Origin of the sequence: Streptomyces sp. NBC_01445, from assembly GCF_035918235.1 — a bacterium.
Classification (GTDB): domain Bacteria; phylum Actinomycetota; class Actinomycetes; order Streptomycetales; family Streptomycetaceae; genus Streptomyces.
Genome location: NZ_CP109485.1, coordinates 4,803,962 through 4,829,007, shown reverse-complemented (window position 1 = coordinate 4,829,007; position 25,046 = coordinate 4,803,962). Strand labels below are relative to the sequence as shown.

General features: G+C 72.1%; 26 protein-coding genes. 16 read left to right on the top strand and 10 right to left on the bottom strand.

Annotated elements, in window-relative coordinates; translation table 11 throughout:
* Nucleotides 1-17 precede the first annotated feature (17 nt).
* On the top strand, nt 18-698 hold the full coding sequence (locus OG574_RS22000; RefSeq protein WP_326774605.1) for a UbiX family flavin prenyltransferase: 681 nt from the start codon (nt 18-20) through the stop codon (nt 696-698).
* On the opposite strand, the gene OG574_RS21995 is transcribed toward OG574_RS22000, so the two are convergent.
* Nucleotides 695-826 carry a hypothetical protein gene (locus OG574_RS21995; RefSeq protein ID WP_267893758.1) on the bottom strand — a complete coding sequence of 44 codons (132 nt, stop codon included), beginning with the start codon at nt 824-826 and terminating at the stop codon, nt 695-697. The two genes, OG574_RS22000 and OG574_RS21995, sit on opposite strands and share 4 nt — an antisense overlap.
* A gap of 172 nt (nt 827-998) precedes the next feature.
* Here OG574_RS21995 and OG574_RS21990 point away from each other — a divergent pair, with 172 nt between their 5' ends.
* Entirely contained in the window at nt 999-1,454 is a 456-nt protein-coding gene (locus OG574_RS21990; RefSeq protein ID WP_100598000.1) for an Lrp/AsnC family transcriptional regulator, read from the top strand.
* A 90-nt stretch (nt 1,455-1,544) separates the two neighbouring features.
* On the top strand, nt 1,545-2,708 hold the full coding sequence (gene mqnE / locus OG574_RS21985; protein ID WP_326778576.1) for an aminofutalosine synthase MqnE: 1,164 nt from the start codon (nt 1,545-1,547) through the stop codon (nt 2,706-2,708).
* A 90-nt stretch (nt 2,709-2,798) separates the two neighbouring features.
* Here the strand turns inward: mqnE and OG574_RS21980 are convergent, their stop codons facing one another.
* Nucleotides 2,799-3,323: a GNAT family N-acetyltransferase gene (locus OG574_RS21980; RefSeq protein WP_326774604.1), complete on the bottom strand. Its 525-nt coding sequence runs from the start codon at nt 3,321-3,323 to the stop codon at nt 2,799-2,801.
* Nucleotides 3,324-3,429: 106 nt separating this feature from the next.
* Between OG574_RS21980 and OG574_RS21975 the strand changes: the two genes are divergently transcribed.
* The 3 genes from OG574_RS21975 (at nt 3,430) to OG574_RS21965 (ending at nt 6,228) form a co-directional block, all read left to right on the top strand.
* Nucleotides 3,430-3,726, top strand: coding sequence for a DUF4229 domain-containing protein (locus OG574_RS21975; RefSeq protein WP_326774603.1), 297 nt, complete (start codon nt 3,430-3,432; stop codon nt 3,724-3,726).
* Between the two features lie 382 nt (nt 3,727-4,108).
* Nucleotides 4,109-5,455 (top strand): dicarboxylate/amino acid:cation symporter, encoded by a 1,347-nt coding sequence (locus tag OG574_RS21970; protein ID WP_326774602.1) that lies wholly within the window; start codon nt 4,109-4,111, stop codon nt 5,453-5,455.
* A 125-nt stretch (nt 5,456-5,580) separates the two neighbouring features.
* Nucleotides 5,581-6,228 (top strand): TetR/AcrR family transcriptional regulator, encoded by a 648-nt coding sequence (locus OG574_RS21965; protein ID WP_326778575.1) that lies wholly within the window; start codon nt 5,581-5,583, stop codon nt 6,226-6,228.
* Here OG574_RS21965 and OG574_RS21960 read toward each other — a convergent pair.
* The 3 genes from OG574_RS21960 to OG574_RS21950 all read right to left on the bottom strand — a co-directional run bounded on the left by OG574_RS21960 (nt 6,208) and on the right by OG574_RS21950 (nt 9,383).
* On the bottom strand, nt 6,208-7,059 hold the full coding sequence (locus OG574_RS21960) for a MaoC/PaaZ C-terminal domain-containing protein (RefSeq protein ID WP_326778574.1): 852 nt from the start codon (nt 7,057-7,059) through the stop codon (nt 6,208-6,210). The two genes, OG574_RS21965 and OG574_RS21960, sit on opposite strands and share 21 nt — an antisense overlap.
* A 5-nt stretch (nt 7,060-7,064) precedes the next feature.
* A complete protein-coding gene (locus OG574_RS21955; RefSeq protein WP_326774601.1) occupies nt 7,065-8,378 on the bottom strand; it encodes a 3-oxoacyl-ACP reductase in 1,314 nt (437 codons plus the stop codon).
* Nucleotides 8,379-8,510: 132 nt separating this feature from the next.
* Nucleotides 8,511-9,383, bottom strand: coding sequence for a helix-turn-helix domain-containing protein (locus OG574_RS21950; RefSeq protein ID WP_326774600.1), 873 nt, complete (start codon nt 9,381-9,383; stop codon nt 8,511-8,513).
* Nucleotides 9,384-9,647: 264 nt separating this feature from the next.
* Here OG574_RS21950 and OG574_RS21945 point away from each other — a divergent pair, with 264 nt between their 5' ends.
* Entirely contained in the window at nt 9,648-11,075 is a 1,428-nt protein-coding gene (locus OG574_RS21945) for an MFS transporter (protein WP_326774599.1), read from the top strand.
* Here the strand turns inward: OG574_RS21945 and OG574_RS21940 are convergent.
* From OG574_RS21940 to OG574_RS21930, 3 genes are all read right to left on the bottom strand, one after another.
* Entirely contained in the window at nt 11,072-12,121 is a 1,050-nt protein-coding gene (locus OG574_RS21940; protein ID WP_326774598.1) for an ATP-binding protein, read from the bottom strand. The two genes, OG574_RS21945 and OG574_RS21940, sit on opposite strands and share 4 nt — an antisense overlap.
* Nucleotides 12,122-12,414: 293 nt before the next feature.
* Nucleotides 12,415-12,729, bottom strand: a complete 315-nt coding sequence (locus tag OG574_RS21935) for an AzlD domain-containing protein (protein ID WP_326774597.1) — start codon at nt 12,727-12,729, stop codon at nt 12,415-12,417.
* Nucleotides 12,726-13,589 carry an AzlC family ABC transporter permease gene (locus tag OG574_RS21930; RefSeq protein ID WP_326774596.1) on the bottom strand — a complete coding sequence of 288 codons (864 nt, stop codon included), beginning with the start codon at nt 13,587-13,589 and terminating at the stop codon, nt 12,726-12,728. The genes OG574_RS21935 and OG574_RS21930 overlap by 4 nt, the downstream gene beginning before the upstream one ends.
* Nucleotides 13,590-13,674: 85 nt before the next feature.
* On the opposite strand from OG574_RS21930, the gene OG574_RS21925 reads away from it, so the two are divergent.
* Nucleotides 13,675-14,238: a helix-turn-helix domain-containing protein gene (locus tag OG574_RS21925; protein WP_100598012.1), complete on the top strand. Its 564-nt coding sequence runs from the start codon at nt 13,675-13,677 to the stop codon at nt 14,236-14,238.
* A gap of 120 nt (nt 14,239-14,358) precedes the next feature.
* Here OG574_RS21925 and OG574_RS21920 read toward each other — a convergent pair whose 3' ends face one another.
* Nucleotides 14,359-14,562, bottom strand: a complete 204-nt coding sequence (locus OG574_RS21920; RefSeq protein ID WP_006138897.1) for a cold-shock protein — start codon at nt 14,560-14,562, stop codon at nt 14,359-14,361.
* 292 nt (nt 14,563-14,854) lie between these two features.
* On the opposite strand from OG574_RS21920, the gene OG574_RS21915 reads away from it, so the two are divergent.
* Together OG574_RS21915 and OG574_RS21910 are read left to right on the top strand one after the other, a co-directional pair.
* A complete protein-coding gene (locus OG574_RS21915; protein ID WP_326774595.1) occupies nt 14,855-15,718 on the top strand; it encodes a menaquinone biosynthetic enzyme MqnA/MqnD family protein in 864 nt (287 codons plus the stop codon).
* A 312-nt stretch (nt 15,719-16,030) separates the two neighbouring features.
* Nucleotides 16,031-17,716 carry a serine/threonine-protein kinase gene (locus OG574_RS21910; RefSeq protein ID WP_326774594.1) on the top strand — a complete coding sequence of 562 codons (1,686 nt, stop codon included), beginning with the start codon at nt 16,031-16,033 and terminating at the stop codon, nt 17,714-17,716.
* Here OG574_RS21910 and OG574_RS21905 read toward each other — a convergent pair.
* Nucleotides 17,694-18,200 (bottom strand): hypothetical protein, encoded by a 507-nt coding sequence (locus tag OG574_RS21905; protein WP_326774593.1) that lies wholly within the window; start codon nt 18,198-18,200, stop codon nt 17,694-17,696. The two genes, OG574_RS21910 and OG574_RS21905, sit on opposite strands and share 23 nt — an antisense overlap.
* A 51-nt stretch (nt 18,201-18,251) precedes the next feature.
* Between OG574_RS21905 and OG574_RS21900 the strand changes: the two genes are divergently transcribed.
* From OG574_RS21900 to OG574_RS21875, 6 genes are all read left to right on the top strand, one after another.
* Nucleotides 18,252-18,947: a hypothetical protein gene (locus OG574_RS21900; protein ID WP_326774592.1), complete on the top strand. Its 696-nt coding sequence runs from the start codon at nt 18,252-18,254 to the stop codon at nt 18,945-18,947.
* Between the two features lie 35 nt (nt 18,948-18,982).
* Nucleotides 18,983-19,720, top strand: a complete 738-nt coding sequence (locus OG574_RS21895; protein WP_326774591.1) for a prepilin peptidase — start codon at nt 18,983-18,985, stop codon at nt 19,718-19,720.
* Nucleotides 19,721-19,799: 79 nt separating this feature from the next.
* A complete protein-coding gene (gene mqnC, locus OG574_RS21890; RefSeq protein WP_326774590.1) occupies nt 19,800-20,999 on the top strand; it encodes a cyclic dehypoxanthinyl futalosine synthase in 1,200 nt (399 codons plus the stop codon).
* 7 nt (nt 21,000-21,006) lie between these two features.
* Nucleotides 21,007-21,606, top strand: a complete 600-nt coding sequence (locus tag OG574_RS21885; protein WP_326774589.1) for a hypothetical protein — start codon at nt 21,007-21,009, stop codon at nt 21,604-21,606.
* 34 nt (nt 21,607-21,640) lie between these two features.
* Nucleotides 21,641-22,330, top strand: a complete 690-nt coding sequence (locus OG574_RS21880) for a demethylmenaquinone methyltransferase (RefSeq protein WP_266673174.1) — start codon at nt 21,641-21,643, stop codon at nt 22,328-22,330.
* 168 nt (nt 22,331-22,498) lie between these two features.
* Nucleotides 22,499-25,042 (top strand): zinc ribbon domain-containing protein, encoded by a 2,544-nt coding sequence (locus OG574_RS21875; protein WP_326774588.1) that lies wholly within the window; start codon nt 22,499-22,501, stop codon nt 25,040-25,042.
* Nucleotides 25,043-25,046 lie beyond the last annotated feature (4 nt).

Here is a 25,046-nt window from a genome sequence, read left to right as displayed (position 1 = left end):
CGGATAGGCTCGACGGCATGACCGCAGGAGAAATTGGGCGCCGGCCTTGGATCGTGGGGGTGTCCGGCGCGTCGGGGACCCCGTATGCCGCCGCGGTTCTGCGCGCGCTGCTCGACGCGGGGGAGAGCGTGGACCTCGTCGTCTCGCGGGCCTCGCGGCTGACGCTGCTCGACGAGACGGGTATCGCGTTCCGGGACGCGCACTGGCACGAGGACCTGGGTGAGTGGCTGGCGCGCGGGGCGGACGGGAAGCCGGACACGTTCGCGGTGGGCGACCGGCTCGACCAGGTCAGGTACTGGTCCGCCGGGGATCTGGCGGCGGGACCGTCGTCCGGGTCGTATCCGGCGAAGGGCATGATCATCGTGCCCGCGTCCACGGCGTGCGTGGCGGGCGTGGCGCTCGGCCTGTCGAAGGATCTGCTCCAGCGCGCGGCGAGCGTGACGCTCAAGGAAGGGCGCAGGCTGGTCGTCGCGGTGCGCGAGACACCGCTGAACGGACAGACGCTGAAGCATCTGGTGGCGCTGGACGAGGCGGGCGCCGTGGTGCTGCCCGCCTCTCCGGCGTTCTACGCGGGGGCGACGCACATCCAGGATCTGGTGGACTTCGTCGCCGGGCGGGCGCTCGACGCTGCGGGGGTGCCGCATCGGCTCTACCGCCGGTGGCAGGGAGAGCTCGGGGGCGGCTCTCCGGACCGTTAGCGCTTCTTGGCGCGCGCGGCCCGCTTCTCAGCGGCACGCGCCTCGACGGCGGACTGGTGGGCACGCGAGCGGTTGGCCTGGTCCTGCAGCTCGCGCATACGGGCGTAGGCCATCTCGATCGTGTACACGGTGGCAACACTCCTGAATGATCGTCTTTGATCGGTAGTCGAAGATCGCTTGGAAGGTCAGCCGAAGGTGAAACCGGGTTTCGGCTGAAAGATTCACAGGGTCAATGCCCTGCACGCCTTAGATTCTACACGTAAACTCGCGTCAACGCAGAATAATGAAAGGCATGGACCTATGGACGCCGTGGACAGGCAGCTCATTCAGGCTCTGCGCGAGAACGGCCGCGCCTCGTATGCCGAGCTGGGACGCCTCGTAGGCCTGTCCGGGCCCAGCGTCACCGACCGCATCAACCGTCTCGAAGCGGCCGGCGTCATCACCGGTTACCGCGCGACCGTCGACTCGCCCTCGCTCGGCCTCGGCGTCACCGCCCTGATCGGCATCTCGCTCTCCGACGCCGCCGACCACGAGGACGTGGCGCACCGGCTCAAGGACCTGCACGAGATCGAGGACTGCTGGTTCATCGCGGGCGACGACTCGTACATGCTCAAGGTGCGGGTCGGCGACGTGGACGGCCTGGAGCGCACCATCCGCCGGCTCAGCGGCACGAAGGGCGTCTCGCGCACGCGCACCACGATCGTGCTGTCCACCAAGTGGGAGAACCGGGTGGGGGAGCTGCCGGAGGAGGAGTAGGGGCGGGCACGTAGTGCCTGATGGGGGCCCCTCCCGCCCGAAGGGTGGGGGAGTACGGTTGGCCGCAGTCTTTGGTGAGGAGCAATGGCAATGGACGTAGGGCTCAAGCGCGAGCTGGAGCAGAAGGTGCGGGACGGCGAGCGGCTGTCCCGTGAGGACGGCATCGCGCTGTACGAGTCGGACGACCTGGCCTGGCTGGGCGGACTCGCCCACGAGGTACGCACGCGCAAGAACGGCGACGTCGTCCACTTCAACGTCAACCGCCACCTCAACATGACGAACGTGTGCACCGCCTCGTGTGCGTACTGCTCGTTCCAGCGCAAGCCGGGCGAGAAGGACGCGTACACGATGCGCATCGAGGAGGCCGTCCGCCTCGCCAAGGCGATGGAGAACGAGAACCTCACCGAGCTGCACATCGTCAACGGCCTGCACCCGACGCTGCCCTGGCGTTACTACCCGCGTTCCCTGAAGGCCCTCAAGGAGGCGCTGCCGAACGTCGCGCTGAAGGCGTTCACGGCGACGGAGATCCACCACTTCGAGACGATCTCCGGGCTCTCCGCCTCCGAGATCCTCGACGAGCTGATCGACGCCGGTCTCGAGTCGCTGACCGGCGGCGGCGCGGAGATCTTCGACTGGGAGATCCGCCAGCACATCGTCGACCACGCCACCCACTGGGAGGACTGGTCGAGGATTCACCGCCTCGCGCACGAGAAGGGTCTCAAGACCCCGTCCACGATGCTGTACGGGCACATCGAGGAGCCCCGTCACCGCGTCGACCACGTGCTGCGCCTGCGCGAACTCCAGGACGAGACCGGCGGCTTCCAGGTCTTCATCCCGCTGCGCTACCAGCACGACTTCGTCGACATGAAGGACGGCAAGGTCCGCAACCGCCTCCAGGCGCGTACGACCATGGCGACCGGCGCCGAGGCGCTCAAGACCTTCGCGGTCTCCCGGCTCCTGTTCGACAACGTGCCGCACGTGAAGTGCTTCTGGGTCATGCACGGCGTGCAGACCACCCAGCTCGCGCTCCAGCACGGCGCCGACGACATGGACGGCTCGGTCGTCGAGTACAAGATCACGCACGACGCGGACAACTACGGGACGCCGAACAAGCTGACCCGTGAGGACCTGCTCGACCTGATCCGCGACGCCGGCTTCCGGCCCGTCGAGCGGAACACCCGGTACGAGATCATCCGCGAGTACGACGGCCCGGACCCGGCGCGGCGCGAGACGCCGCAGGCGATGCGGGTCTGACGTCGTCTCTGATCCGACGACGTCTCTGACGACAGGCGCGATCGCGAAGAGGGGTTCCGGCCGGTTTGCCGGGGCCCCTCTTCGCCCATGTCATGTCACCGGCAGCAGCATCGTGATGTCGTCGCGGTCGTCGCCGGGGGCCACCCGGATCGCGCCGGGGACGCGGCCGACCTCCTTGTAGCCGCACGCCGCGTAGAAGCGGTCGGCGCCGGTGCCGCCGCGGCAGGTGAGGCGGATCGCCTCGATGCCGTCGAAGGCGCGGGCGGCGTCGGCCGCGGCGGCCATCAGCTCCCGCCCGTACCCCTTGCCCTGGTACCGCGGGTGGATCATCACCGTGTACAGCCAGATGTAGTGCTTCTGCAGGCGGTGCTGGTTGTACGTGAAGAAGGCCGTCGCCGCGACAGCGCCCTCCTCGTCGCGTCCGACCAGGAGCCGGGTGCGGCCCTCGGCCATCGCGGCGAGGTGCCTGACCAGCTCGGGGCGGATGTCCTCGGTGGTGACGGGCGGGACGAAGCCGACCGCTCCGCCCGCGTTGGACACGTCGGCCCAGAGCGCGAGGACGTCGTCCCGCAGCGCCGGATCGATCGACGGGTCCAGCTGAAACGTAAGGGTCATTGGGTCACTCTAACCATTACTTGCGGTACCGCTCAATGCCCTTCCGGGGCCGCATGCTTCACTTGGTGGTGCGTAGGACCGATTCGGAACGGAAGAGTGGATTGACATGCTCCGCTACACGCTGATGCGCTTCGGGATCTTCGCGGGCTGCTTCCTTGTCGTCTGGGGCCTCGCCTCGACAGGCATCGTGCCCCGCGGCGCCGGCGGCTCGTACTTCCTGTGGATCGCCCTGCTCGGTCTCGTCATCTCCGCGCCGATCAGCTACGTCGTGCTGCGCAAGGAGCGCGACCGGGCCTCGGTCAAGATCGTCGAGCGCGTCGACCGCACGAAGGCCAACTACGAGCGCAACCGCACGCAGGAAGACATCGCGGACGACACGGCCCGCGCGCAGAGCGCCTCGTAACGCACCTCGTCCCCGAAGTCCCGTGTAAGGGACTCGTAAGCTTCGTCACAACGCAGGTGGCCCCGGCATCGCTCGATGCCGGGGCCACCTGCGTTTTCCAGGCCCAAGTGTCATGGAGCGGGTCATTTCTTCCCCAAAGAACCCCTTTGATGTTCTCAAAGCATGAGTGTTAACGTGATTGACATGAAGACATCCGCAGCCCGCATGCCCATGAGCGTTCCGCTCGTGGCGCGCCTGCATGTCGACCTCTGCCGTTGCATGTCCGCGGCCTGTCGCCTCTGAAGCGACTCCCCCCGATGCAGCGGCGCCCCTGGTTCTTCCTCCCGCGGTGGCCGCTTCCTTACGTCCAACCCCACCCGCGCGTCATCACTGGAGTGTGTCCGTGTCCGCGAACACCGCGTCCGCGTCCGAGAAGCAGAAGCCCCGCTTCCGGATACCCATCCCCTTCTGGGCCCAGGTCCTGCTCGGCCTGGTCGTCGGCCTCGTGCTCGGCTACGTCGCCCGCACCTACGACGTGTCCTGGCTCGCCACGACCCTCGACAAGGTCGGCGGCATCTTCATCCAGCTCCTGAAGCTGGCCGTTGCCCCGCTGGTCTTCTTCGCGATCCTGGTGTCCATCACCAATCTGCGGAAGGTCAACAACGCCGCGCGGCTCGCCAGCCGCACCCTCCTGTGGTTCATGATCACCTCGCTGATCGCGGTCGTCATCGGCCTCGCGATCGGCCTGATCACCAACCCGGGCAACGGCTCGAACCTCACCCCGGCCGACGGCTCCAAGCCCGACCACGCCGGCTCCTGGCTGGACTTCCTGACCGGCATCGTCCCGACCGATGTCGTCACGCCGTTCACCGAGCTCAACGTCCTGCAGATCGTCTTCATGGCGGTCGTCGCCGGTGTCGCCATCCTGAAGATCGGCCCGAAGGCCCAGCCGATCCTCTCCCTGTCCGAGTCGGTGCTCGAGCTGCTGCAGAAGGCCCTGTGGTGGGTCATCCTGCTCGCCCCGATCGGCTCCGCCGGCCTCATCGGCCGCGCCATCGTCCAGTACGGCTGGGACCTCCTCGGCAACTACGCGACGTTCACGATCGACATCTACGTCGGCTGCGCCCTGGTCCTCTTCGGCGTCTACCCGCTGCTCCTCGCGACCGTCGCCAAGCTGAACCCGCTCCAGTTCTTCAAGGGCGCCTGGCCCGCGATCCAGCTGGCCTTCGTGTCCCGCTCCTCCGTCGGCACGATGCCCGTCACCCAGCAGTCCGCCGAGCGCCTCGGCGTCCCGCGCAACTACGCCTCCTTCGCCGTGCCGTTCGGCGCGACGACCAAGATGGACGGCTGCGCCGCGATCTACCCGGCGATCTCCGCGATCTTCGTCGCGCAGATCTTCGACGTACAGCTCGGCATCAAGGAGTACCTGCTCATCGCGTTCGTCTCGGTGATCGGCTCCGCCGCGACCGCCGGACTCACCGGCGCCACGGTCATGCTGACGCTGACCCTGTCGACGCTCGGCCTCCCGATGGAGGGCGTGGGCCTGCTCCTCGCCATCGACCCGATCCTGGACATGATGCGCACCGCCACGAACGTGGCCGGACAGGCGCTCGTGCCGGTCATCGTGGCCGCCCGCGAGAATATCCTGGACCGCGTGAAGTACGACAACGCCACCGCGTCTCCCGTCGAGGAGCTCGTGGTCGAGAGCCAGCACGAGGACGAGCCTCAGGCGGTGGGTGCCGCCGCCTGAGTCCCCAGGCTCGTACCCGTCCGCACCCCGCACCCGCCGGTTCCCTCCGGTCGTGGTGCGGGGTGTGTGCGTTGTGGTGGCTACGCTTGCGGGCGGACGCGGTGTGGAGAGAGGCGGGGGCCGTGGTGGGAGAAGTGAGGGTCAAGCGGATGCCGCGGGCCGTGCGGGAGCGTCAGATGCTCGACGCGGCGGTGCGGGTGTTCGGGGAGCGTGGGTACCGGGCCGCGTCGATGGACGACATCGCGGAGCTCGCCGGGGTGTCGAAACCGCTGGTGTACCTCTATCTGAACTCCAAGGAAGAGCTCTTCTCGGCGTGCATCCAGCGCGAGTCGGCGGCCCTGATCGCTGCCGTACGCGAGGGTGTCTCCGGCGGCGGGGGAGCCGACCGGCAGCTGTGGGACGGGCTCCGGGCGTTCTTCACGCACACGGCGCACCACCCCGACGGCTGGGCCGTCCTGCACAGCCACGCGCGGACGGGCGGTGAGCCGTTCGTCGTCGAGGTCACGGCCGTGCGGGAGGAGATCGTCGCGTTCGTGACCGGGCTGCTCGCGGCGGCGGCCAGGAAGGCGCACGGCGATCCCGCGCTGCCCGACCGCGAGGTCGCCGGGCTCGCGCAGGCGCTGGTCGGGGCCGCGGAGTCGCTGGCCGGCTGGGCCAACACGGACCCGTCGGTCACGGCCAAGGAGGCCGCGGCCACGCTGATGAACTTCGCCTGGTCGGGCCTCGGGAACCTGATGGAGGGCCGGCGCTGGTCACCCGCCCCCGGCGCGTAGCACCTCGCCCGTGACATGGGTGCGCGTCGCCGAGCGGAGCTCGAAGGCGGGCCCCCGGGACGCGTACGTCACGCTCGCCGGCAGGAGTACGGGTGCCTTGAACGCGGCGCGCACCTGCACCTCGCCCTCAGCGCCGTGTTCGGCGATGCAGCGGGCGACGGTCCACATGCCGTGCGCGATGGCGCGCGGGAAGCCGAAGAGGCGGGCCGTGAGCGGGTGCAGATGGATGGGGTTGCGGTCGCCGGACGCGGCGCCGTAGCGGCGGCCCAGGTCGCCGGGCAGTTTCCACTCGGCCACCGCGGGCAGCGGCTCGGGACGCTCATCGGGCGTCGCGTCGTCCCTGGGGGGTGTGTCGGTGCGGTGGCGCGCCAGGTAGGTGCTGGTCGAGGTCCACGCGCGCGTGTCGCCCGCCCGCAGCTCGGTGACGACGGTGGCCTCGGTGCCGCGCCGGTGGGGCGCCAACTCCTTGACGTATACGGAGAGTTCGTACGCCTCGTCGACCGGCAGGTCGTGCCCCTGGGTGACGGTGATGGAGGTGTGGACGAGGCCGAGCAGGGGGAGCGGGAAGCGCCGCCCCGCCATGATCCGCATCGCCAGGGGGAAGCCGAGGACGTGCGGATACGTGACCGGGAGCGCGGCGGAGTCCCGGTCGAAGCCGCACACCTCGCGGTACGCGGCCAGGCGGGTGCGGTCGGCGCGTGCGGCGGGCAGGACCAGGCGGGTCACGGGGGCCTCGGCGCCGGGGCGCGGGCGCTTGAGGGGGGAGAGGAGGGCGCCGCGGGCGAGGAGGGGCGGCAGGGACGGGGCGGCGGTGAGCGTGACGGTCGTCATGGTCGTCACGCCCCGAGCAGGCTCTGGCCGCAGACCCGGACGACCTGGCCGTTGACGGCGCCGGAGGCGGGGTGCGCGAACCACGCCGTCGTCTCCGCCACGTCCACCGGTAGCCCGCCCTGCCGGAGCGAGTTCATGCGGCGGCCCGCCTCGCGGATGAACAGCGGGACCGCGGCCGTCATCCTCGTCTCGATGAAGCCGGGTGCCACCGCGTTGACCGTGACGCCGTGTTCGGCGAGTGCCTTGGGGGCGAGGGCCCGGGTCAGTCCGGCGATGCCCGCCTTGCTCGCCGCGTAGTTCGTCTGGCCCGCGTTGCCCGCGAGACCGGCGATGGACGCGGTGGCGACGATGCGGCCGCCGTGGCTGAGCGTGCCTGACTTGAGCAGCGCGTCCGTGGTGGTCAGGACGCTCGCCAGGTTCACGTCGAGGACCGTGGTCCAGCGGTCGGCGGGCATCTTGGCCAGGGTGCGGTCCCTGGTGATGCCCGCGTTGTGGACGAGGGTGTCCAGGGCGGGGACGGCGTCCGCGATCCGCTCGGCCGCGTCGGGGGACGTGATGTCAAGGGGCAGCGCGGTGGCGTCGAGGCGGGCGGCCAATGCCTCGAGGTCCGCCTGCGCGGACGGTACGTCCAGGAGGATCAGGCGGGCCCCGTCCCGTGCGAGGACCTCCGCCACCGCCTCGCCGATGCCGCGCGCGGCGCCGGTGATCAGGGCCGTGCGGCCGGCCAGGGGGCGCGCCCAGTCGGCGGGCGCTGTGGTGTCGCCGGCAGCGACCTCGATCACCTGGCCGCTGACGTACGCGGACTTGGGCGACAGGAGGAAACGCAGCGTCGACTCGGTGGCTGCCACGGGCCCTTCGACCCGTACGAGGGTGACGGTGCGGCCGCGGCCGGTCTCCTTGCCGAGGGAGCGCACGAACCCTTCGAGTGCCTGCTGGGCGGCGGCCTGGTGGTGGTCGTCGCGGGAGAGCGGGGCGCCGAGCACCACGATCCGGCCACTGGACGCGACCGAGCGCGCGACCGGGTGCAGGGCCGCGTGCACCTCGGCGAGCGTGGGAATGTCCGTGACCGCCGTGGCGTCGAGGACGATCGCGGCGGGGCGCTCGGCCGCCGCCCGCACATCGAGGCCGGTGCGCGCAAGCAGCCCCGCGAGCTCCGCCGTGTGCACGGATTCGCCAGCCGTGAGATGGAGCAACGGGCTGTCCAGCGCGGGCCGTTCGGGCGTCCAGCGGTGCAGCTGTGCGGGCTGGGGGAGGCCCAGGCGACGGGTCAGGAAGCGGCCCGGGGCCGTGCCGGTGAAGTTCAGATAGCGGTCGGCCATGGTCCAGCTCCCTGCTCGGTCAGTAATTTACTTCCGAGTAAGGTTACTCAACGGTCAGGAATTGGTCGAGATGGAACGCTCTGCGCGCCCGGTGTGCGAGGACACTCGAACGTGACTGTGGTGTAAGGGAGTTCAGGACTCCCGGCGGTCCGGGCGGGCCGCCGGGTCCAGGCGCAGCATCGCCGCCTCGTCCGGGCTGCCGGGCTCGGCCTGATAGGTGACGAGGCGCTGCCCGCCCGTGCGCGCCAGCTGCATGACCTCGAACGTGAGGGTCATCGCGCCGACCTTGGGGTGCGCGAACGTCTTGGTGCCGCCGCCGCGCTCCAGAACCTCGTAACGGTCCCAGAGCCTCGCGAACTCCGGTGACTTCAGGACGAGTTCACCGACGAGAGCGGCCAGCTCCGGCGAGTTCGGGTCCTTGCCGCCCACTGCGCGCAGGTGCGCCACCGACTGCGCGACCGTCTCCTCCCAGGGGACGTAGAGCTTGCGGCCCACGAGGTGCAGGAACAGATACCGCGTGATGTTGCGCTCCTCGTCCGGCCAGTCCCACAGGCCGGGCAGGAGGCGGCGGCCCGCCGGGTTCGCCGCCAGCACGTAGTTGTGCCGGCTCACCACGTACGCGGGCAGCGGGCTCAGCGCCTCCAGGACCCGCAGGACCGAGTCGCGCACCGTGCGGTCGGTCGTGGGGTGGGGCTCGGTGAGGCGGCCCGAAGCCAGCTCGGCCAGGTCGTGGAGGCGTTCGTGCGCGTCGCCGCACAGCCGCAGGGCTCGGCTGATGGCGTCGATCACGGCCGTGGAGGGGTTCGTCTCGCGGCCGCGCTCCAGCCGCGTGTAGTAGTCGACGCTGACGCCGGAGAGCGTCGCCAGCTCCTCGCGGCGCAGGCCGGGCGTCCGCCGGATCCCCGCTCCCGCGGGCAGCCCCGCGTCCTGGGGGCTCACGAGCGCTCGCCGCGCCTTGAGGTACCTGCCCAGTTCCGTGCCGTCCTGCGTCGCTCCACCAGCCATACCCCCATTCTCCCTGCTCGGCGACGTCTGTGGGGGGCCGTGTCAGGACCAGGAACAGCGCGCCCCGGTGAACGGCGCCCTGCCACCTCGCGCCAACTCCGCGCAGAGTTGATCCCGTTGCGGGCGGCCCGGCCACCGCGGACCCAGGGGGTGCACGACACCGGGCCGCGGACGCGGTCGCCGGAGCCGCCCGCACGAAGCCTGACCGGGGAGGAACGACGGACCACGTCGCCCACCCGTTTCTCCACCCGAGGAGCCCCGAACATGCCGTCCGCCGCCACCCGCCCCGACCAGCGGAACCCGACCCGTGCCCCCAGCCCGGCGGCCGGTGCGCCGGCACCTGTACAGGCGTCCGGTCACGCCCTCGTCGCCGCGCTCCTCGGCTTCACCGTCATCTCCATCGACGTGTCCGCCGTGAACATCGCCCTGCCCGCCATCCGTACGTCGCTGCACGGCGGCATCACCGGGCTTCAGTGGATCGTCGACGCGTACACCCTGATGTTCGCCGCGCTCATGCTCTCCGCCGGTGCGCTCGCCGACCGGGCCGGTGCGCGGCGGGCCTACGCCTGGGGCGTCGGACTGTTCACCCTGGCCTCGCTCGCCTGCGCCCTCGCGCCCGGCATCGGCACGCTCGTCGCGGCCCGTGTCGTCCAGGGCGGCGCCGCTGCCATCGTGATGCCGGCCTCGCTCGCGCTGATCCGCCAGGCCTACGACGACGCGCGGCATCGCGCTCGGGCCATCGCGCTGTGGACGGTGGGCGGTTCGGTCGCCATGGCCGTAGGCCCTGTCCTCGGCGGCATCCTCACCGAGGCCGCCGGCTGGCGCGCCGTCTTCTTCCTGAACCTGCCCGTGGGCGCCCTGATCCTGGCCCTCCTCGTCCGCGTCCCGCGCTCCCCGCGCCGTCCCGCCCCGCTCGACCTGGCCGGTCAGGTCACCGCGGTCCTCGCGCTCGCCGGGCTCGCCTTCGCCGTCATCGAGGGCGGCCACGCCGGCTGGACCGCCCCGTCGGTCCTCGCGGCACTCGCCGTGGCCGTCGCCGGGGCGCTCGCCTTCCTCGCCGCCGAGAAGCGCCACCGCGCGCCCATGGTCCCGCTGCCCCTGCTGCGGCGGCGCGACGTGAGCGTGTCCCTCGCCATCGGCTTCGCGGTCAACGTGGCCTTCTACGGCGCGATCTTCCTGCTCGGCCTCTACTACCAGCAGCTGCGCGGCATGTCCGGCACCGAGGCCGGCCTCATGTTCGTACCGCTGGCGGCGATCATCACGTCGACCAACCTGATCTCCCCGCCGATGGCCGAACGCTTCGGCCGCCGTCCCGTCATCGTGACCGGACAGGCCGTCCTCGCCCTCGGCATGTTCTGCCTCCTGCCGCTGGCCGCGGACACCCCGGTCTGGCTGATACTTCTGCTGCTCGTCCCGACGGGCATGGGCGGCGCGTTCGCGGTCCCCGCGCTCACCGCCCTGCTCATGGACAGCGTCCCGGCGGCCCGCGCGGGCACGGCCTCCGGCCTCCTGAACGCGTTCCGCCAGACCGGCGGCGCCCTCGCCGTCGCCCTCTTCGGCTCCCTCATCGCGGGCGGCGCGAGCGACGGATTCTCCCTCGGGGGCATGCGTACCAGCCTGGTCGTCGCGGGCGGGCTCCTGTGCGTGACGGCGGCGCTGGCGGCCTGGGCCCTGCCCAGGAAGAAGGGCTAGGACGGCAAGGCGGGGGCGTTGTGCAGGCAGTGCGCCAGGCAGCGCCGCCGGAACTCGGCGTCCTCGCCGAGCCGTTCCAGCAGATGCTTGCCGTACGCGCGCGTGGCCGCCGTCATGCGGAAGGCGCCGGGGCCCGACGGTTCGGGTGTGATCAGGCAGTGGGCCGCGAGCCCCTCGAAGGCACGGGCGAGTTCGTCGGGCGGCAGCCGGTCGTCCGCGCACACCGTCACCGTGTCGGACAGGGTGAAGGGTCCCGTGAAGACGGAGGCCCGCGCCCACAGCAGCCGCTCGCCGGGCGGGCAGAGCCGCTGGCTCCAGCGCAGCGAGGCGCGCAGCGTGCGCAGCCGGTGCGGCAGTCCGGGCATCGGGGCGGGCAGGTCGAGCAGGCGCTCGGGGCGGCCGATCAGCGACAGCAGATCGTCGGCCTTGTGACCCTTCAGCTGGCCCGCGGCGATGCGCAGGGCGAGCGGCAGACCGCCGAGCGCCGCGCAGATGCGGCGGGCCGGCTCGGGGTCCGGGTCCCGCGGCGCGCCGAGTGCCAGCGCGGCCGTCCTGAGCAGGCGGGCCGCAACGTCGGGGGCGAGCGGGGGCAGCGGGAACGTGACCGGGGTGTCCAGCGGGACCCTGCTGGTGGCGATGACACGCAGCTCCGGGCACGCCTGTACGAGGTGCAGCAGCGTGGCGGCGCACTCGGCGGCCTGCCGCTCGCAGGTGTCGACGACGAGGAGCGCCGGGCGCCGCCCGATCGCGGCGGCCAGCGCGGGGAGCTGCGGCACCGCGGGATCGCGGTCGAGGCGCAGGGCGCGGGCGAGCGCGTGCGGCACGAGCCCGGGGATGTCGAGCGTGGCCAGGTCGGCGGTGCCCTTCGCGGACCAGGGTTCGCGGCGCATGCGCCGTACGACTTCGGCGGCGAGCGCGCTCTTGCCGACGCCGCCCGGCCCGGCGACCGTCACCAGGCGCTTCTCGCGCAGCAGCCGTTCGAGCGCGGCCGCGGCGCCGCCCCTGCCGACGAGTCCCGCGGCCCGGGTGTGCAGGAGCTCCGGCATGTTCTGGTGCCTCCGTCGTGCTGCGTCGTGCTGCGTTCCGGTCGGATGCGGCCAGCATGTGCCGGGCGGGCCCCGGCATCGGTGCGGGCGCAGAAATCGGTATACCCAACCTTTGCGCCGGGGTCCGGTCGGTGACGCGGGCCGATCAGAGTAGCGGCGGTTCCCACGAAGGCGGTCCGCGTGACCGGTCGGGTCCGCTATCCGTCCGTACATTGCCGAATCGGCTCGTCCGGGAGCGAGTCGGAGGCGCAACTCGCCCGATCGGGAGCGGATTCCCGTACACGCAGGGGTCGTTACGACACGCCCGCGAGCCGCAGGAGGCCCGTCGTCGCGGCGGCCACCACGACGACGACGGCGAAGGGCGCCTTCCGCCACGCGAGCAGCCCGCCGGCCAGCACCCCGGCGGGCCGGGCCCACCCGGCGAACCCGTGTCCCTCGGTCAGTGCCCCCGTCGCGAGCAGCGCCACCAGCAGCACGGTCGCCCCGACGGTCAGCAACTCCTGCACCCGCGCGGGCAGTTCGGCCCGCCCGTGCAGCAGGGGCCCGGCGAGCCGGAAGGCATAGGTCCCGGCGGCCAGGACGAGGACGGCGACGAGCGTGGCGTTCACGAGGAGGCTCCCGGGGAGGTCGTACGGGCAGGGGCTTCCGGGCCGGTCGTAGGGGAGGGGGTTCCCCGTCCGGTCGTGAGGGACGGGGTTCCCCGGCGGGGCGTGAGGGACGGGGTTCCCCGGCGGGGCGTGCGGGCCATGAGCAGGCCCGTCAGCGCCAGCAGGACCGGCATCCCCGCGGGCAGCACCGGAGTCGCGGCGACCGCGATCACCGCACCGGCCGCCGCGGCCCGTCGCACCCCGGCCCCGCCGCGCAGCGCGGGCAGCACGAGGGCGAGGAGCACCGCCGGGAACGCCGCGTCCAGACCGAACCTGGCCGTGTCCCCGAGCACGGAGCCCGCCAGCGCCCCGGCGAGCACGCTGAGGTTCCAGGCCGCGAAGAGCCCGAGGCCCGATATCCAGAACGCCGCCCTGCGCCGCCGGGGATCCCGCTGGGCGAGGACGAACGCCGCAGTCTCGTCGGTGACGAGGTGTGCGCCGACGAGACGCGCGGGCCAGGACCGGCCGAGCGCGTCGGCGACGGCCAGACTGAACGCCGCCGTACGCGTGTTGAGCAGCAGCCCGGTCGCCGCGGCGGCCACGGGACCGCCACCCGCCGCGAGTACGGCGACGGTGCTGAACTGCGCCGACCCGGCGAAGACGATCAACGACATCAGTACGGGAACCCAGACGGGCAGCCCGCCGGTGACCGCGATCGCGCCGAAGGAGACCCCCACGACGGCGTCGGCGAGGCAGACGAGCGCGATGTCGCGCAGGAGCCGCCGGTCGCTGTGGGCGGGAGCGGCGGCGGGGTCCGAGGGTACGGCCCGGTCCCCGGCTGTTCGTTCAGGAGGACCATCTGTTCGGTGTGGCGAACGCATACTCGTAGAATGGGCACAGGACCGTCTGTTCGTCAAGGCGAACGATCCGGTCCGCCCCAGCGAACGAACGGTGAGTAGGAGCAGCATGGCCGGCCAGACCCCCCGCCTCCCCCTCGACCGGATCGCCGCGGCCCTGCGCCGGGAGCGCGGCCGGGCCGGGATCTCCCTGTCCGAGCTGGCCAAGCGCGCGGGGATCGCCAAGTCCACGCTCTCGCAACTGGAGTCGGCGAGCGGGAACCCGAGTCTGGAGACGCTCTGGGCGCTGAGCGTCGCGCTCGACGTGCCGCCGAGTCTGCTGCTCGACGCGCCCCGCCCCGTCGTCCAGGTCATCAGGGCGGGCGAGGGGGTCGCGGTCCCGTCGGAGCAGGCCGACTACGCGGCGACGCTGCTCTCACCGAACCCGCCGGGCTCCCGGCGCGACCTCTACTTCCTTCAGGTCGAACCCGGCGCGCCCCGCGACTCGGAGCCTCATATGCCGGGCGCTGTCGAGCACATCGTGGTGGGCACCGGCCGGGTCCTCGCGGGACCCCAGGACGACCCGGTCGAACTCGGCCCGGGCGACTACATGTCGTACCCCGGCGACGTCCCGCACACCTGCCGCGCCCTGGAGCCGGGTACGACGTGCGTCCTGGTCATGCAGTACGCGTGAGCAAAAGGCAGGAGCCCCGTCTCCGCCTCGTGCCGGGGCACTTGGCGGAGCGGGGCTCCTTGGGTACTGCATCCGTTCCGGAGTCACGACGTCCCAAGGGCAAACCTGGGGACGCCCCACTTACATGGGGGTGACGTTCTCCGCCTGCGGGCCCTTCGGACCCTGCGTGACGTCGAAGCTCACGGCCTGGTTCTCCTCGAGGGAGCGGAAGCCGTTTGCGTTGATCGCGGAGTAGTGGACGAAGACGTCCGGGCCGCCGCCTTCCTGGGCAATGAAGCCAAAGCCCTTTTCAGCGTTGAACCACTTCACGGTTCCGGTAGCCATAAGCCCTCCTTGGGCCAAAGGGTCGCCCTGCTCCAGAACCTGCAAATGCACTTGCGAACAACTGCAAAAGTCTGAAAACGACGAGAGCCCGCGGTCACATGCTCCGCAGGCTCTGTACTGCAAGGGAAACCAAACTGCAACTTGCGGGCGAGCCTAGCACGCAGGCACCGGAATGCAATAGAGGGAAAGATCACGTCACCCGGAGGTTTGACACGGGGCGTCAAAGGGTTGACAGAGCCGACTCGGGGACCCTGAAGCCTGCACCGTACCGCATGGGGTCTAGCCTCGCGATGTGGACAATTCTCCCGAGACCCCGCAGCGCAACCGGCCACGAGTCGGCCACATCCAGTTCCTCAACTGCATGCCCCTGTACTGGGGACTTGCCAGGACGGGAACGCTCCTCGACCTCGAGCTCACGAAGGACACCCCGGAGAAGCTCAGCGAGAGCCTCGTCCAGGGCGACCTCGACATCGCGCCCATCACCCTCGTCGAGTTCCTGAAGGCCGCCGACCAGCTCGTCGCCTTCCCCGACCTCGCGGTCGGCTGCGACGGCCCGGTGATGTCCTGCGTGATCGTCTCGCAGGTACCTCTCGACCAGCTCGACGGGCGGCGGGTCGCGCTCGGCTCCACCTCGCGCACGTCCGTGCGTCTCGCGCAGCTGCTGCTCGCCGACCGTTTCGGCGTGCAGCCCGACTACTACACGTGCCCGCCGGACCTGGGCCTGATGATGCAGGACGCGGACGCGGCCGTGCTCATCGGGGACGCGGCCCTGCGCGCCAACCTCCACGACGCGCCGCGCCTTGGGCTCCAGGTCCACGACCTGGGCGCCCTGTGGAAGGAGTGGACGGGACTGCCGTTCGTCTTCGCCGTGTGGGCCGCCCGCAAGGACTACGCGGAGCGCGAGCCGCTCATCACGCGCAAGGTGCACGAGGCGTTCCTCGCCTCCCGGGACGTGTCCCTGGAAGAGGTCACCAAGGTCGCCGAGCAGGCCTCGCGCTGGGAGGTCTTCGACGAGCAGGTCCTCGAGCGCTATTTCACGACGCTCGACTTCCGCTTCGGCGCGCGGCAGTTGGAGGGCGTCACGGAGTTCGCCCGACGGGTGGGCCCGACGACCGGCTTCGCGGCCGATGTCCGGGTCGATCTGCTGCACCCCTGACGCGGTAGCTCCGCCGTCCCCGGAAGGCGTACGGGAATTCCCCCGCGGGAATTCGCGTACGCCTTCTGCGTGCCGTCCCTCTCGCGTGCGGGGCAATTCCGGCTATCCGGAAACAACGGGCTGTTCGGTGACGATCGGCTGTGAACGTCAGGAATTTCACCGGTGAACGTTTTGAATACACGGGGCGCGCGGATATCGGAGCGATGCGTTCCGCGAGGCGGCGACTACGGGAAGGCGTGACATACGGGAGGGCGTGACAGGGGAGGACTACCCTGGCCCGACCGGAGCGTGGGCACAGGGGGAGGCCAGGCCATGCAGTCGCTGGAAGCCGGCGAACCGACCACGATCGGGCCCTACCGGCTGCTCGGAAGGCTTGGTTCCGGCGGCATGGGCCGCGTCTATCTGGGGCGCAGCGCCGGAGGCCGCACCGTCGCAGTGAAGGTCGTCCATCCGCACTTCGCGCTCGACGAGGAGTTCCGGGCGCGCTTCCGGCGCGAGGTGGACGCCGCGCGGCGGGTCGGGGGCGCCTGGACCGCGCCGGTCCTCGACGCCGACCCGGAGGCGTCCGTGCCGTGGGTGGCGACCGGTTACGTGGCCGGCCCCTCCCTCGCGCAGGCCGTGAAGGAGCGCGCCCTGCCCGACCACTCCGTACGGGTCCTGGGTGCGGGCCTCGCCGAGGCGCTGGCGGCGGTGCACGGCCTCGGGCTCGTCCACCGCGACGTGAAGCCGTCGAACGTGCTGCTCACCGTGGACGGCCCGCGCCTGATCGACTTCGGTATCGCCCGCGCCACCGACGGCACCGCCTCCCTCACCTCCACCGGCGTCTCGATCGGGTCGCCCGGATACATGGCGCCCGAGCAGATCCTCGGCAAGGGAGTCACGGGCGCCGCCGATGTCTTCTCCCTCGGCGCGGTCCTCGTCTACGCGGTGACCGGCACCTCCCCGTTCTCCGGCGACTCGTCGGCCGCGCTCCTCTACAAGGTGGTGCACGAGGAGCCCGAACTCGGCCTGGCGCGCGGGGAACTGCGCGACGTCGCCGCCGCGTGCCTGGCGAAGGACCCGGCCGCGCGGCCCACGCCCGAGGAAGTGGCGAGCGCTCTCGCCCCGCAGGGCGCGGCCCGGCTCGTGGCGGCGGGGTGGCTGCCGGGCGCGCTGGTGGAGCAGGTGGGGCGCAGCGCGGTGGCGCTTCTGGACCTGGAGGGCGCGGCGCCGGCGGGTGCCGCGGAGCGTTCGGGGCCGGTCGGATTCAGCGAGCCGTCGGTCGACTGGCCGTCGGACGCGGCGGGGGCGCCCGCCGGGGTGTTCGGGCCGCCCGATCCCGCGTACGGACCGGTCGTCCCGCCCGTGCACGCGCCCGCCGACTCTGCCCCCGCCGACGCCGCCGTCCCCGCGCCGCGCACCGAGGTGCCGGGTGCCGGGAAGCTCTCCGTCAGTGTGGCCGCGACGTCCGTGCCGGGCTCAGGCGGTAGCGGGCGGAGGATCAGCTGCACGGTCGCGCTCGGTGTCGCGGGCGCGCTCGCCGCCGTCGCCCTCGGCTCGGTGTTCCTCTTCGACCTGCTGCCCGGCTCCTCGAAGGGCGGGAGCGACACCGCGGGCGGCCGTCCACCCGCGGCGACGGCCTCCGCCTCCGCCCCGAAGGGCACCGTCCCCGCCTCCTTCGTGGGCACTTGGGAAGGCCCCGGCACCGGCCTCGGCGGCACGCTGCCGATGGGCACGTTCCGCGTCACCGTCGAACAGGGCCGGATCGGCGAGGAGTTCGGCACGTTCCACCAGACCGACCCGATCGGCGCAGTCTGCGAGGACGTCCTCGTCCTCAAGCGGGTCGAGAAGGACCGGATCGTCGCCACGGGCATCGCCAAGAAGTCGAACGGCGGGCAGTGCACCACCGGCCGCCACGAAGTCCGCCTGATCAAGTCGAAGTCGGGCGACCGTCTCACCTACGAGACGGACAACCCGCGCGCGGGGGACCCCGTCGCTACGATGCGGCGCGCCGGCTGACGCGGATGTACCCCACGACCAGGGCCGCCGCCGCGGCGAGCGTCGCGGCCAGGCCCGTACCGCAGACCCAGGGGTGGTGGTCGAACACCCAGCTCGGGCTCGACGAGCCGCGGCCCGACGGCGGCCAGGTGTCGACGACGAGGCTCAGCAGGAGCACCAGCGCGATCCCCTCAAGGACGGCCGCGGCGAGGTGCAGCGGGGAACGCCCCTTGCCCGCCCCGCTGTTGACGCGGAACCCGGAGAACGCGAACGCCCACACCAGGGCCGGGAACACGGCCCCCAGCACGACCGCGAACGCGTGCACACCGCCGGGCCACGCGTCGTCCGCCCACCGCCACACGGTCTCGCCCCACAGGAAGGCGCCGACCGCCATGAGGACGATGCCGCCGCCGATCACGAGAAAGATCAGACAGCCGAACAGGGCGTTGCCACCACGGGCCTTGCGCGGCCGGGGAGGCTTGGGCGGCTTGGAGGGGCGTGGCATCCGGGGAGTGTGTCACGGTGCGGGGGGACACACAGAGGGGGAGCAGGGGGCATGGGATTCGGCAGAAACAGGAGTGCGGCCGGGCCGCTGGTCGAGCCGGTGGCGTGGGAGGACGTCAGCCGGTTCGTGGTGACCGACGTCGAGAGGGTCGCCTCGTTCCCGCGCAAGCCGGTGAAGGGCCGCCTCGCCGTACGCGTCCCCACGGCGGTCGCGGGCGTGCGCCACTTCGCCCCGGCGGCGTACGTCGTGGGGGACGGCGAGGACGGCGGACCTCATGAGCTGTACGAGGCCGGGGGCGCGCAGCGGCTCGTGTGCACGGTGACGGCGGCGGGCGACGCGCATCTGGTCACCGACGCGGCGGGCGCCGAACTCGGCCACGTCCACCGCACCTCCGCCGTGAAGCGCGCTGTCCAGCACGGGCTTTGGCTGCGGCAGCCGGACCGGCCCGACGCCGTCGCCCGCTACCACTGGGCCAAGGGCAGCGCGAAGGACATCGCGACGCGCGGCAAGGACGGTGCGGTGCGGGGCGCGGGCGCGCTCGTCGGCAGCGTCGTCGACTCCGTGCTCAGCCTGGGCGCCGAGGGCGGCGACCAGTCCGGTATGCGCGCGGCGAAGCCGGTGACATGGCGGGCCGGCGAGGAGACCGTACTGACGCAGGGGTACGTCGACGGCGTCAAGTCGTATGTGCCGCAGGCCGGTTGGCTCGACCGGCGGCTCGCGTTCGCGCTGGCGGTGCTCGGCCGGTAGGCGACGCCGACAGGGGCGGGGGGGAAGAGGTGGGGATGGTGGATCTGTTGCTGGTCGTGGCCGGGGCGGTCTGGGGTGCCGTGGCCGGGCTGTTCGTGCCGCGGGCCGCGTACCGGCTGTCCGTGGAGCCGGACGAAACCTGGCGGGCGAGTTGCCCGGACGGGCATCCGCTGCCGGGCGGTGTGCGCGGATGGCTGGGGCGCGGGCGGTGCGGGGAGTGCGGCAGGGCCCTCGGCCCGGGCGCCCCGATGCCCGTACTGCTCTCCGCCGCCGTCTGCGCCGCCCTCGCCGCCGCCACCGGCATCCGCCCCGAACTGGGCGCCTGGCTCCTCCTCGTCCCGCCCGCAGTGCTCCTCGCGGTGGTCGACGCCCGGGTGAAGCGCCTGCCCGACGTCCTCACCCTGCCCCTCGCCGCGGCCGCCCCCGTCCTGCTCGGCCTGGCCGCGCTGCTGCCCGAGCCGGGCGGCGACTGGCCGACGGCGCTGCTCGGCGCGGTCGCGCTCGGCGGCGGCTACCTCGTGCTCTTCCTCATCCACCCCCAGGGGATGGGGTTCGGCGACGTGAAACTGGCGGTCGGCCTGGGGGCGGTGCTCGGCTGGTACGGGTGGGGGCTCCTGTTCATCGGCACGTTCGCCGGATTCCTGTTCGCCGCGCTGTACGGCGCGGGTCTCGTGATCGCCCGGCGGGCCGGCCGCAGGACGGCGATCCCGTTCGGGCCGTTCCTGCTCGCGGGCGCGCTGGCGGGCGTACTGATGGGCGCGTACGCCGCCTGACGTCGGGCGGCAGGACGTGCTGGCGTACGCTGAGACGGTCCGTCCACAACCCTTACGAACGAAACGAAAGGGACGCCCGGTGACCGAGAAGGCCGACCTTCAGACCGTCCTCGACCGTGCCGCCGCGGGTGGACGCATCACCCCCGAAGAGGCGCTCGACCTCTACCGCGACGCCCCCCTGCACGCGCTCGGCGCGGCCGCCGACGCCATCAGGCGCCGCCGCTACGCCGGCACCGAGCACATCGCGACGTACATCATCGAGCGGAACATCAACTACACGAACGTCTGCGTGACGGCGTGCAAGTTCTGTGCCTTCTACGCCGCGCCCAAGGACACCGCCAAGGGCTGGACGCGCGACCTCGAAGACATCCTGCGCCGCTGCGCCGAGACCGTCGAACTCGGCGGCACCCAGATCATGTTCCAGGGCGGCCACCACCCGGACTACGGCGTCGAGTACTACGAGAAGCACTTCTCCGCCATCAAGCAGGCGTACCCGCAGCTGGTCATCCACTCCCTCGGCGCGTCCGAGGTCGAGCACATGGCCCGCATCTCCAAGGTCTCCGTCGAGGAGGCCATCGAGCGGATCCACGCGGCCGGCCTCGACTCCTTCGCGGGCGCCGGCGCCGAGCTCCTCCCGGCCCGCCCCCGCAAGGCGATCGCCCCGCTGAAGGAGTCCGGCGAGCGCTGGCTGGAGATCATGGAGGCGGCCCACCGCCTCGGCGTCGAGTCGACGTCCACGATGCTGATGGGCACCGGCGAGACCAACGCCGAGCGCATCGAGCACCTGAGCATGATCCGCGACGTACAGGACCGTACGGGCGGCTTCCGCGCGTTCATCCCGTACACGTACCAGCCGGAGAACAACCACCTGAAGGGCCGTACGCAGGCGACGCTCTTCGAGTATCTGCGCATGATCGCCATCGCGCGGATCTTCCTCGACAACGTGGCCCACATCCAGGGCTCCTGGCTGACCACCGGCAAAGAGGTCGGCCAGCTGTCGCTGCACTACGGCGCCGACGACCTCGGTTCGATCATGCTGGAGGAGAACGTCGTCTCCTCGGCCGGTGCGAAGCACCGCTCGAACCGCCTGGAGATCATCGACCTCATCCGCAAGGCGGGCCGCGTCCCCGCGCAGCGCGCCACGACGTACGAGCACCTCGTCGTGCACGACGACCCGGCGAACGACCCGGTCGACGACCGCGTCCAGTCGCACATCTCGTCCACCGCGATCGAGGGCGGCACGGCGCACCCCGAGCTGAAGCTCGTCTCCACCAACTGAGGCCCTTTTGCTGACGATTCACGTGGCCGAGGCCTCGCCCGAGGCCGCGGTCCTGGTCGACGGCGCGTCCGTCGCCGCCCTCGGCCCGTACGAGGACCTCGCCGCCGTCCGCCCGCAGGCGCGGGTGCGGCGGTGGCCCGGCATCCTCACGCCCGGCCTGCTCAACCCGTACGGGCCCGAGATCCTCGAAGGCACGTACCACCCGGACCCGCGCGAGGCCGACGAGTTCGGCACGCGGCCGGTCGTCGGGGAGCGCGCGCGGGAGATCTTCCGTGCCGATCCGTCCCGGGTCGGGGCCAGCGCGCGGCGCGGCATCCAGCAGCTGTTCGCCCACGGCACGGTCGCCGTGGCCGGGGAGCTGCGCTCGCGCGCGGTGGTGGACGCGGTGCGCAGGGCCGGGCTCGCGCTCGGGCAGCGCCCGCCGAACCAGCCGGGGCCGGTGTCCTTCTCGCCGGCGCCGCTCGTCCTGCTGCCGCCGCTGACCGTGGGCGGACCGGCCAGGTTCGCCGTGTTCGACGTGCCGGACCGCGCCTCGCTCGTCCGGCTCGGCCCGGCCACCTGTGTGGCCACGGTCATCGAAGGACGCCTGGTGTACCGGCGCCGCTGACGCCTGCCCGGGGGCGTACTGCCACAATGGACGCGTGACCCGCGCATCCCTGGACAAGCAGCCGCACGAAGTCGCTTCGATGTTCGACGACGTGGCGGACCGGTACGACCTCACCAACGACGTGCTCTCGCTCGGCCAGGCCCGGCTGTGGCGCAAGGAGGTCGCGAAGGCAGTCGACGCGCGACCCGCGCAGAAGGTCCTCGACCTCGCGGCCGGTACGGCTACGTCCTCGCAGCCGTTCGCGCAGGCCGGCGCGTACGTCGTGCCCTGCGACTTCTCGATCGGGATGCTCCAGGTCGGCAAGAAGCGGCACCCGTGGATGCCGTTCACCGCGGGCGACGCGACGAAGCTGCCGTTCAAGGACGACACGTTCGACGCCGTGACCATCTCCTTCGGCCTCAGGAACGTGCAGGACACGGACACGGCGCTGCGCGAGCTGTACCGGGTGACGAAGCCCGGCGGGCGCGTGGTGATCTGCGAGTTCTCGCAGCCGACGTGGGCGCCGTTCCGCACCGTGTACACCGAGTACCTGATGCGCGCCCTGCCTCCGGTGGCCCGCGCCGTGTCCTCGAACCCGGACGCGTACGTCTACCTCGCCGAGTCGATCCGCAGCTGGCCCGACCAGCCGGCGCTCGCGGCCCGCCTCCAGAAGGCCGGCTGGTCGGACGTGGCGTGGCGCAACCTGACCGGTGGCGTCGTGGCGCTGCACCGGGGCGTCAAGTAGCCGGTCCTTTGAGCGGCGGGCCTTCAAGTCCCGTTCGGTGCCTGTCCGTTGTGCCGATTCCCCGTCACGGGGAACCGGTCACCGGGAAAGATGTGTCCGTTGAGTACGTGGTGACTGCCGGTCACCCTTGGTGACGGTACGACTTTCCCGGATGACGGAGCACTTCCCATGGCGTCGTTCTGCCCGCACTGCGGAGCCCAGGCTCCCGACGAGGCCCGCTTCTGCATGAAGTGCGGGCAGGAACGAACGTCGGAGCGCGAGCCCGATGTTCAGGTTCCGTCGGCGCCTCCCGCCGCACCCTTCGGTCAGCCCGGTCAGCCCGGTCAGCCCGGTCAGCCCGGTCAGCCCGGTCAGCCGCCTATTCCGCCGCTCGCGCCGCCCGCCGCCCCGCCGCCGCCCGCGTTCGCCCCCGGCGGGCCCTCGCCCGTCGGCGCCTTCTTCGGGCGTGCCTTCCGCGGCGACTGGGCCGGCTCGGCGCAGGCCGCGCTGTGGCCCGTCGGACTCCTGGTGATCGCCGCTGTCGCCCTCGCCATCCCGTCGTACGGGCAGGGCAGTGACGTCGTCGTCGGGTTCGGCGACCGCATGCGGATCTCGCTCGCGTTGCTGCTCCAGTCGCTCGGCGGCGGCTTCGAGGTGTCGGCCTCCTCAGGCTCCTCGCCCTTCGGCGGCGGGGACTCGCCGTTCGGCTCCGGGGGCGGTGACATGGGGGCGGAGCTCAGCGGCGGCGCCGCGCTCTCCCTCGTCCCTCTCACCGTCACCGCCCTGTGGATCCTGGCGCTCTGGATCGGCGTACGCGTCCTGCGCTCGCGCCTCCGGGCCCGCGCGGCCGTCCCTGACGGTCGCCCCACCCCCGTCCCCGGCACGCCAGGGCTCGAAGCCGCCCTGCGCGTCGCCCTGTTGGTGACCGTCGGCGTCCTCGTACTCGGCCTGTTCGCGCAGCCGTCGATCCAGGGCGTGCGGATCTCGTCGTCGCCGGTGCTCGCCGCGCTCGGGGCGCTCCTCATCTCGCTCACCGTCGCCGCCGGAATGCTGCACCGGGACGACCTGGCCCAGTGGCTCGCCGCCCGGCCGGGGGCGCTGGCGCTGGTGCGGGCCACCGGAACGGCGCTGCGCGCGCTCGCCGTCGTCCTCGTGATCTGCTCGGTCGCCGCCTTCATCGGCATCGCCCAGATCGACGGCCTGGGCGACGTCTCCGACGTCTCCGACCTGGGCCAGGCCGACCTGTCGCCGCTGGTCCTCGCCCTGCTCGTACTGCCGAACCTCGGCGCCATGGCGCTCGGCCTCGGCTGGGGCGCGCCCATCTCCTTCGAGGCGGGCGGCAGTTCGACGTACGGGGGCGGCTACCAGCACCAGTCGTTCGGGCTCTCCGAGCTCGGCGACGCCACCAACGCCTGGGCGGTCGTGGGGGCGCTGTCCCTCGGCACCGTCTGCGCGCTGACCGTGGGCGTGATGGCCGCGCGCAGGTCGGCCGACCGTCGTGAACAGCTCCTTTCCGCCGGGATCTTCCTCGGTCTCTTCCTGCTGCTCGGCGCGCTCGGCGGCCTCGGGGTGCGGGCCACCGGGGCCGCGTCCGACCTCGGCGGCAGCGGCACGGGCAGCGCCGGCGTCGGCCTCGGCATGGCGGAGGCGCTCCTGTTCGGGCTGTTGTGGGTGTTCGCGGCGGCGTTCCTCGCGCCGTATCTGATGCAGATGGCGGGGGCGCGGACCGGGATCGTGCCGGAACCGCAGGTGCCGCCGGGGGCGTTCGGGTCCGCGCCGGGTGCCCCGGCGCCGGTGAGTGCCATGCCGGAAGCGCCCGCCGAGCCGCCCGCCCCCAGCGAGCCGCCCGCCCCCATCGACCCGCCGAGCCCCGCCGTCGCGGCCGCCCTGCCGACGGCCACCGCCGCTCCCGCGCCCACACCCACGCCTCCTCCCGGGCCCACCCCCGGCCCGGCCGCCCCCGCCCCCGTCTACGACCCGCACACCTTCCAGCTAGGTGTGCGGCCGGACGCCGCGCCCGCCAAGTCCCCGCGCCGCGCCGGGATCTGGGTCGCCACCATCGCGGGCGCTTTCGTCATCGGGGGCGGTGTGACGGCCGGCGTGCTGCTGCTCCAGGACAGCGGCGGCAAGGACGACAAGGCGGGCCGCGACGACAGGCCCGCCGTCAGCACCGAGCAGCCCGCCACGTCGCAGCAGCCGACCCCGGCGCCGAGCCCCACCCCGAGCGCGACGCCGGACCAGGCCACGGACCCCGCGCCGGACGCGACCCCGGACGCCACCGTTCCGTCCGGCTACCGCAAGGTCGCCGACCCCATGGGCTTCTCCTTCGTGATCCCCGACGTGTGGTCGCGCGAGGGCGTCGAGAACGGCAGCCAGATCACCTACGCGGGCAGCACCGGCGCCGAGCACTACCTCATCGGCGTCATCCCGAACGCGGGTTACACCTCGTACGACAACGTCCTCAACATGGAGAAGCACGCCAAGGAGGACAGGAAGAAGCAGGACTACCAGCGGATCGACCTGCGCCGGAACACCTTCCAGGGGCGGCAGGGCGCGATCTGGGAGTACACCTACCGCGACGAGGGCGGCCGGACGATGCACGGCATCGACCAGTCGTACGTCGCCGAGGACGGCACCGAGTACACGATCTTCCTCGTGGGGCAGCAGGACGTGTGGGCCGACCTGAAGAAGACGTACCGGACCGGCCTGGAGTCCTGGCGCCTGACGAACTGACCCC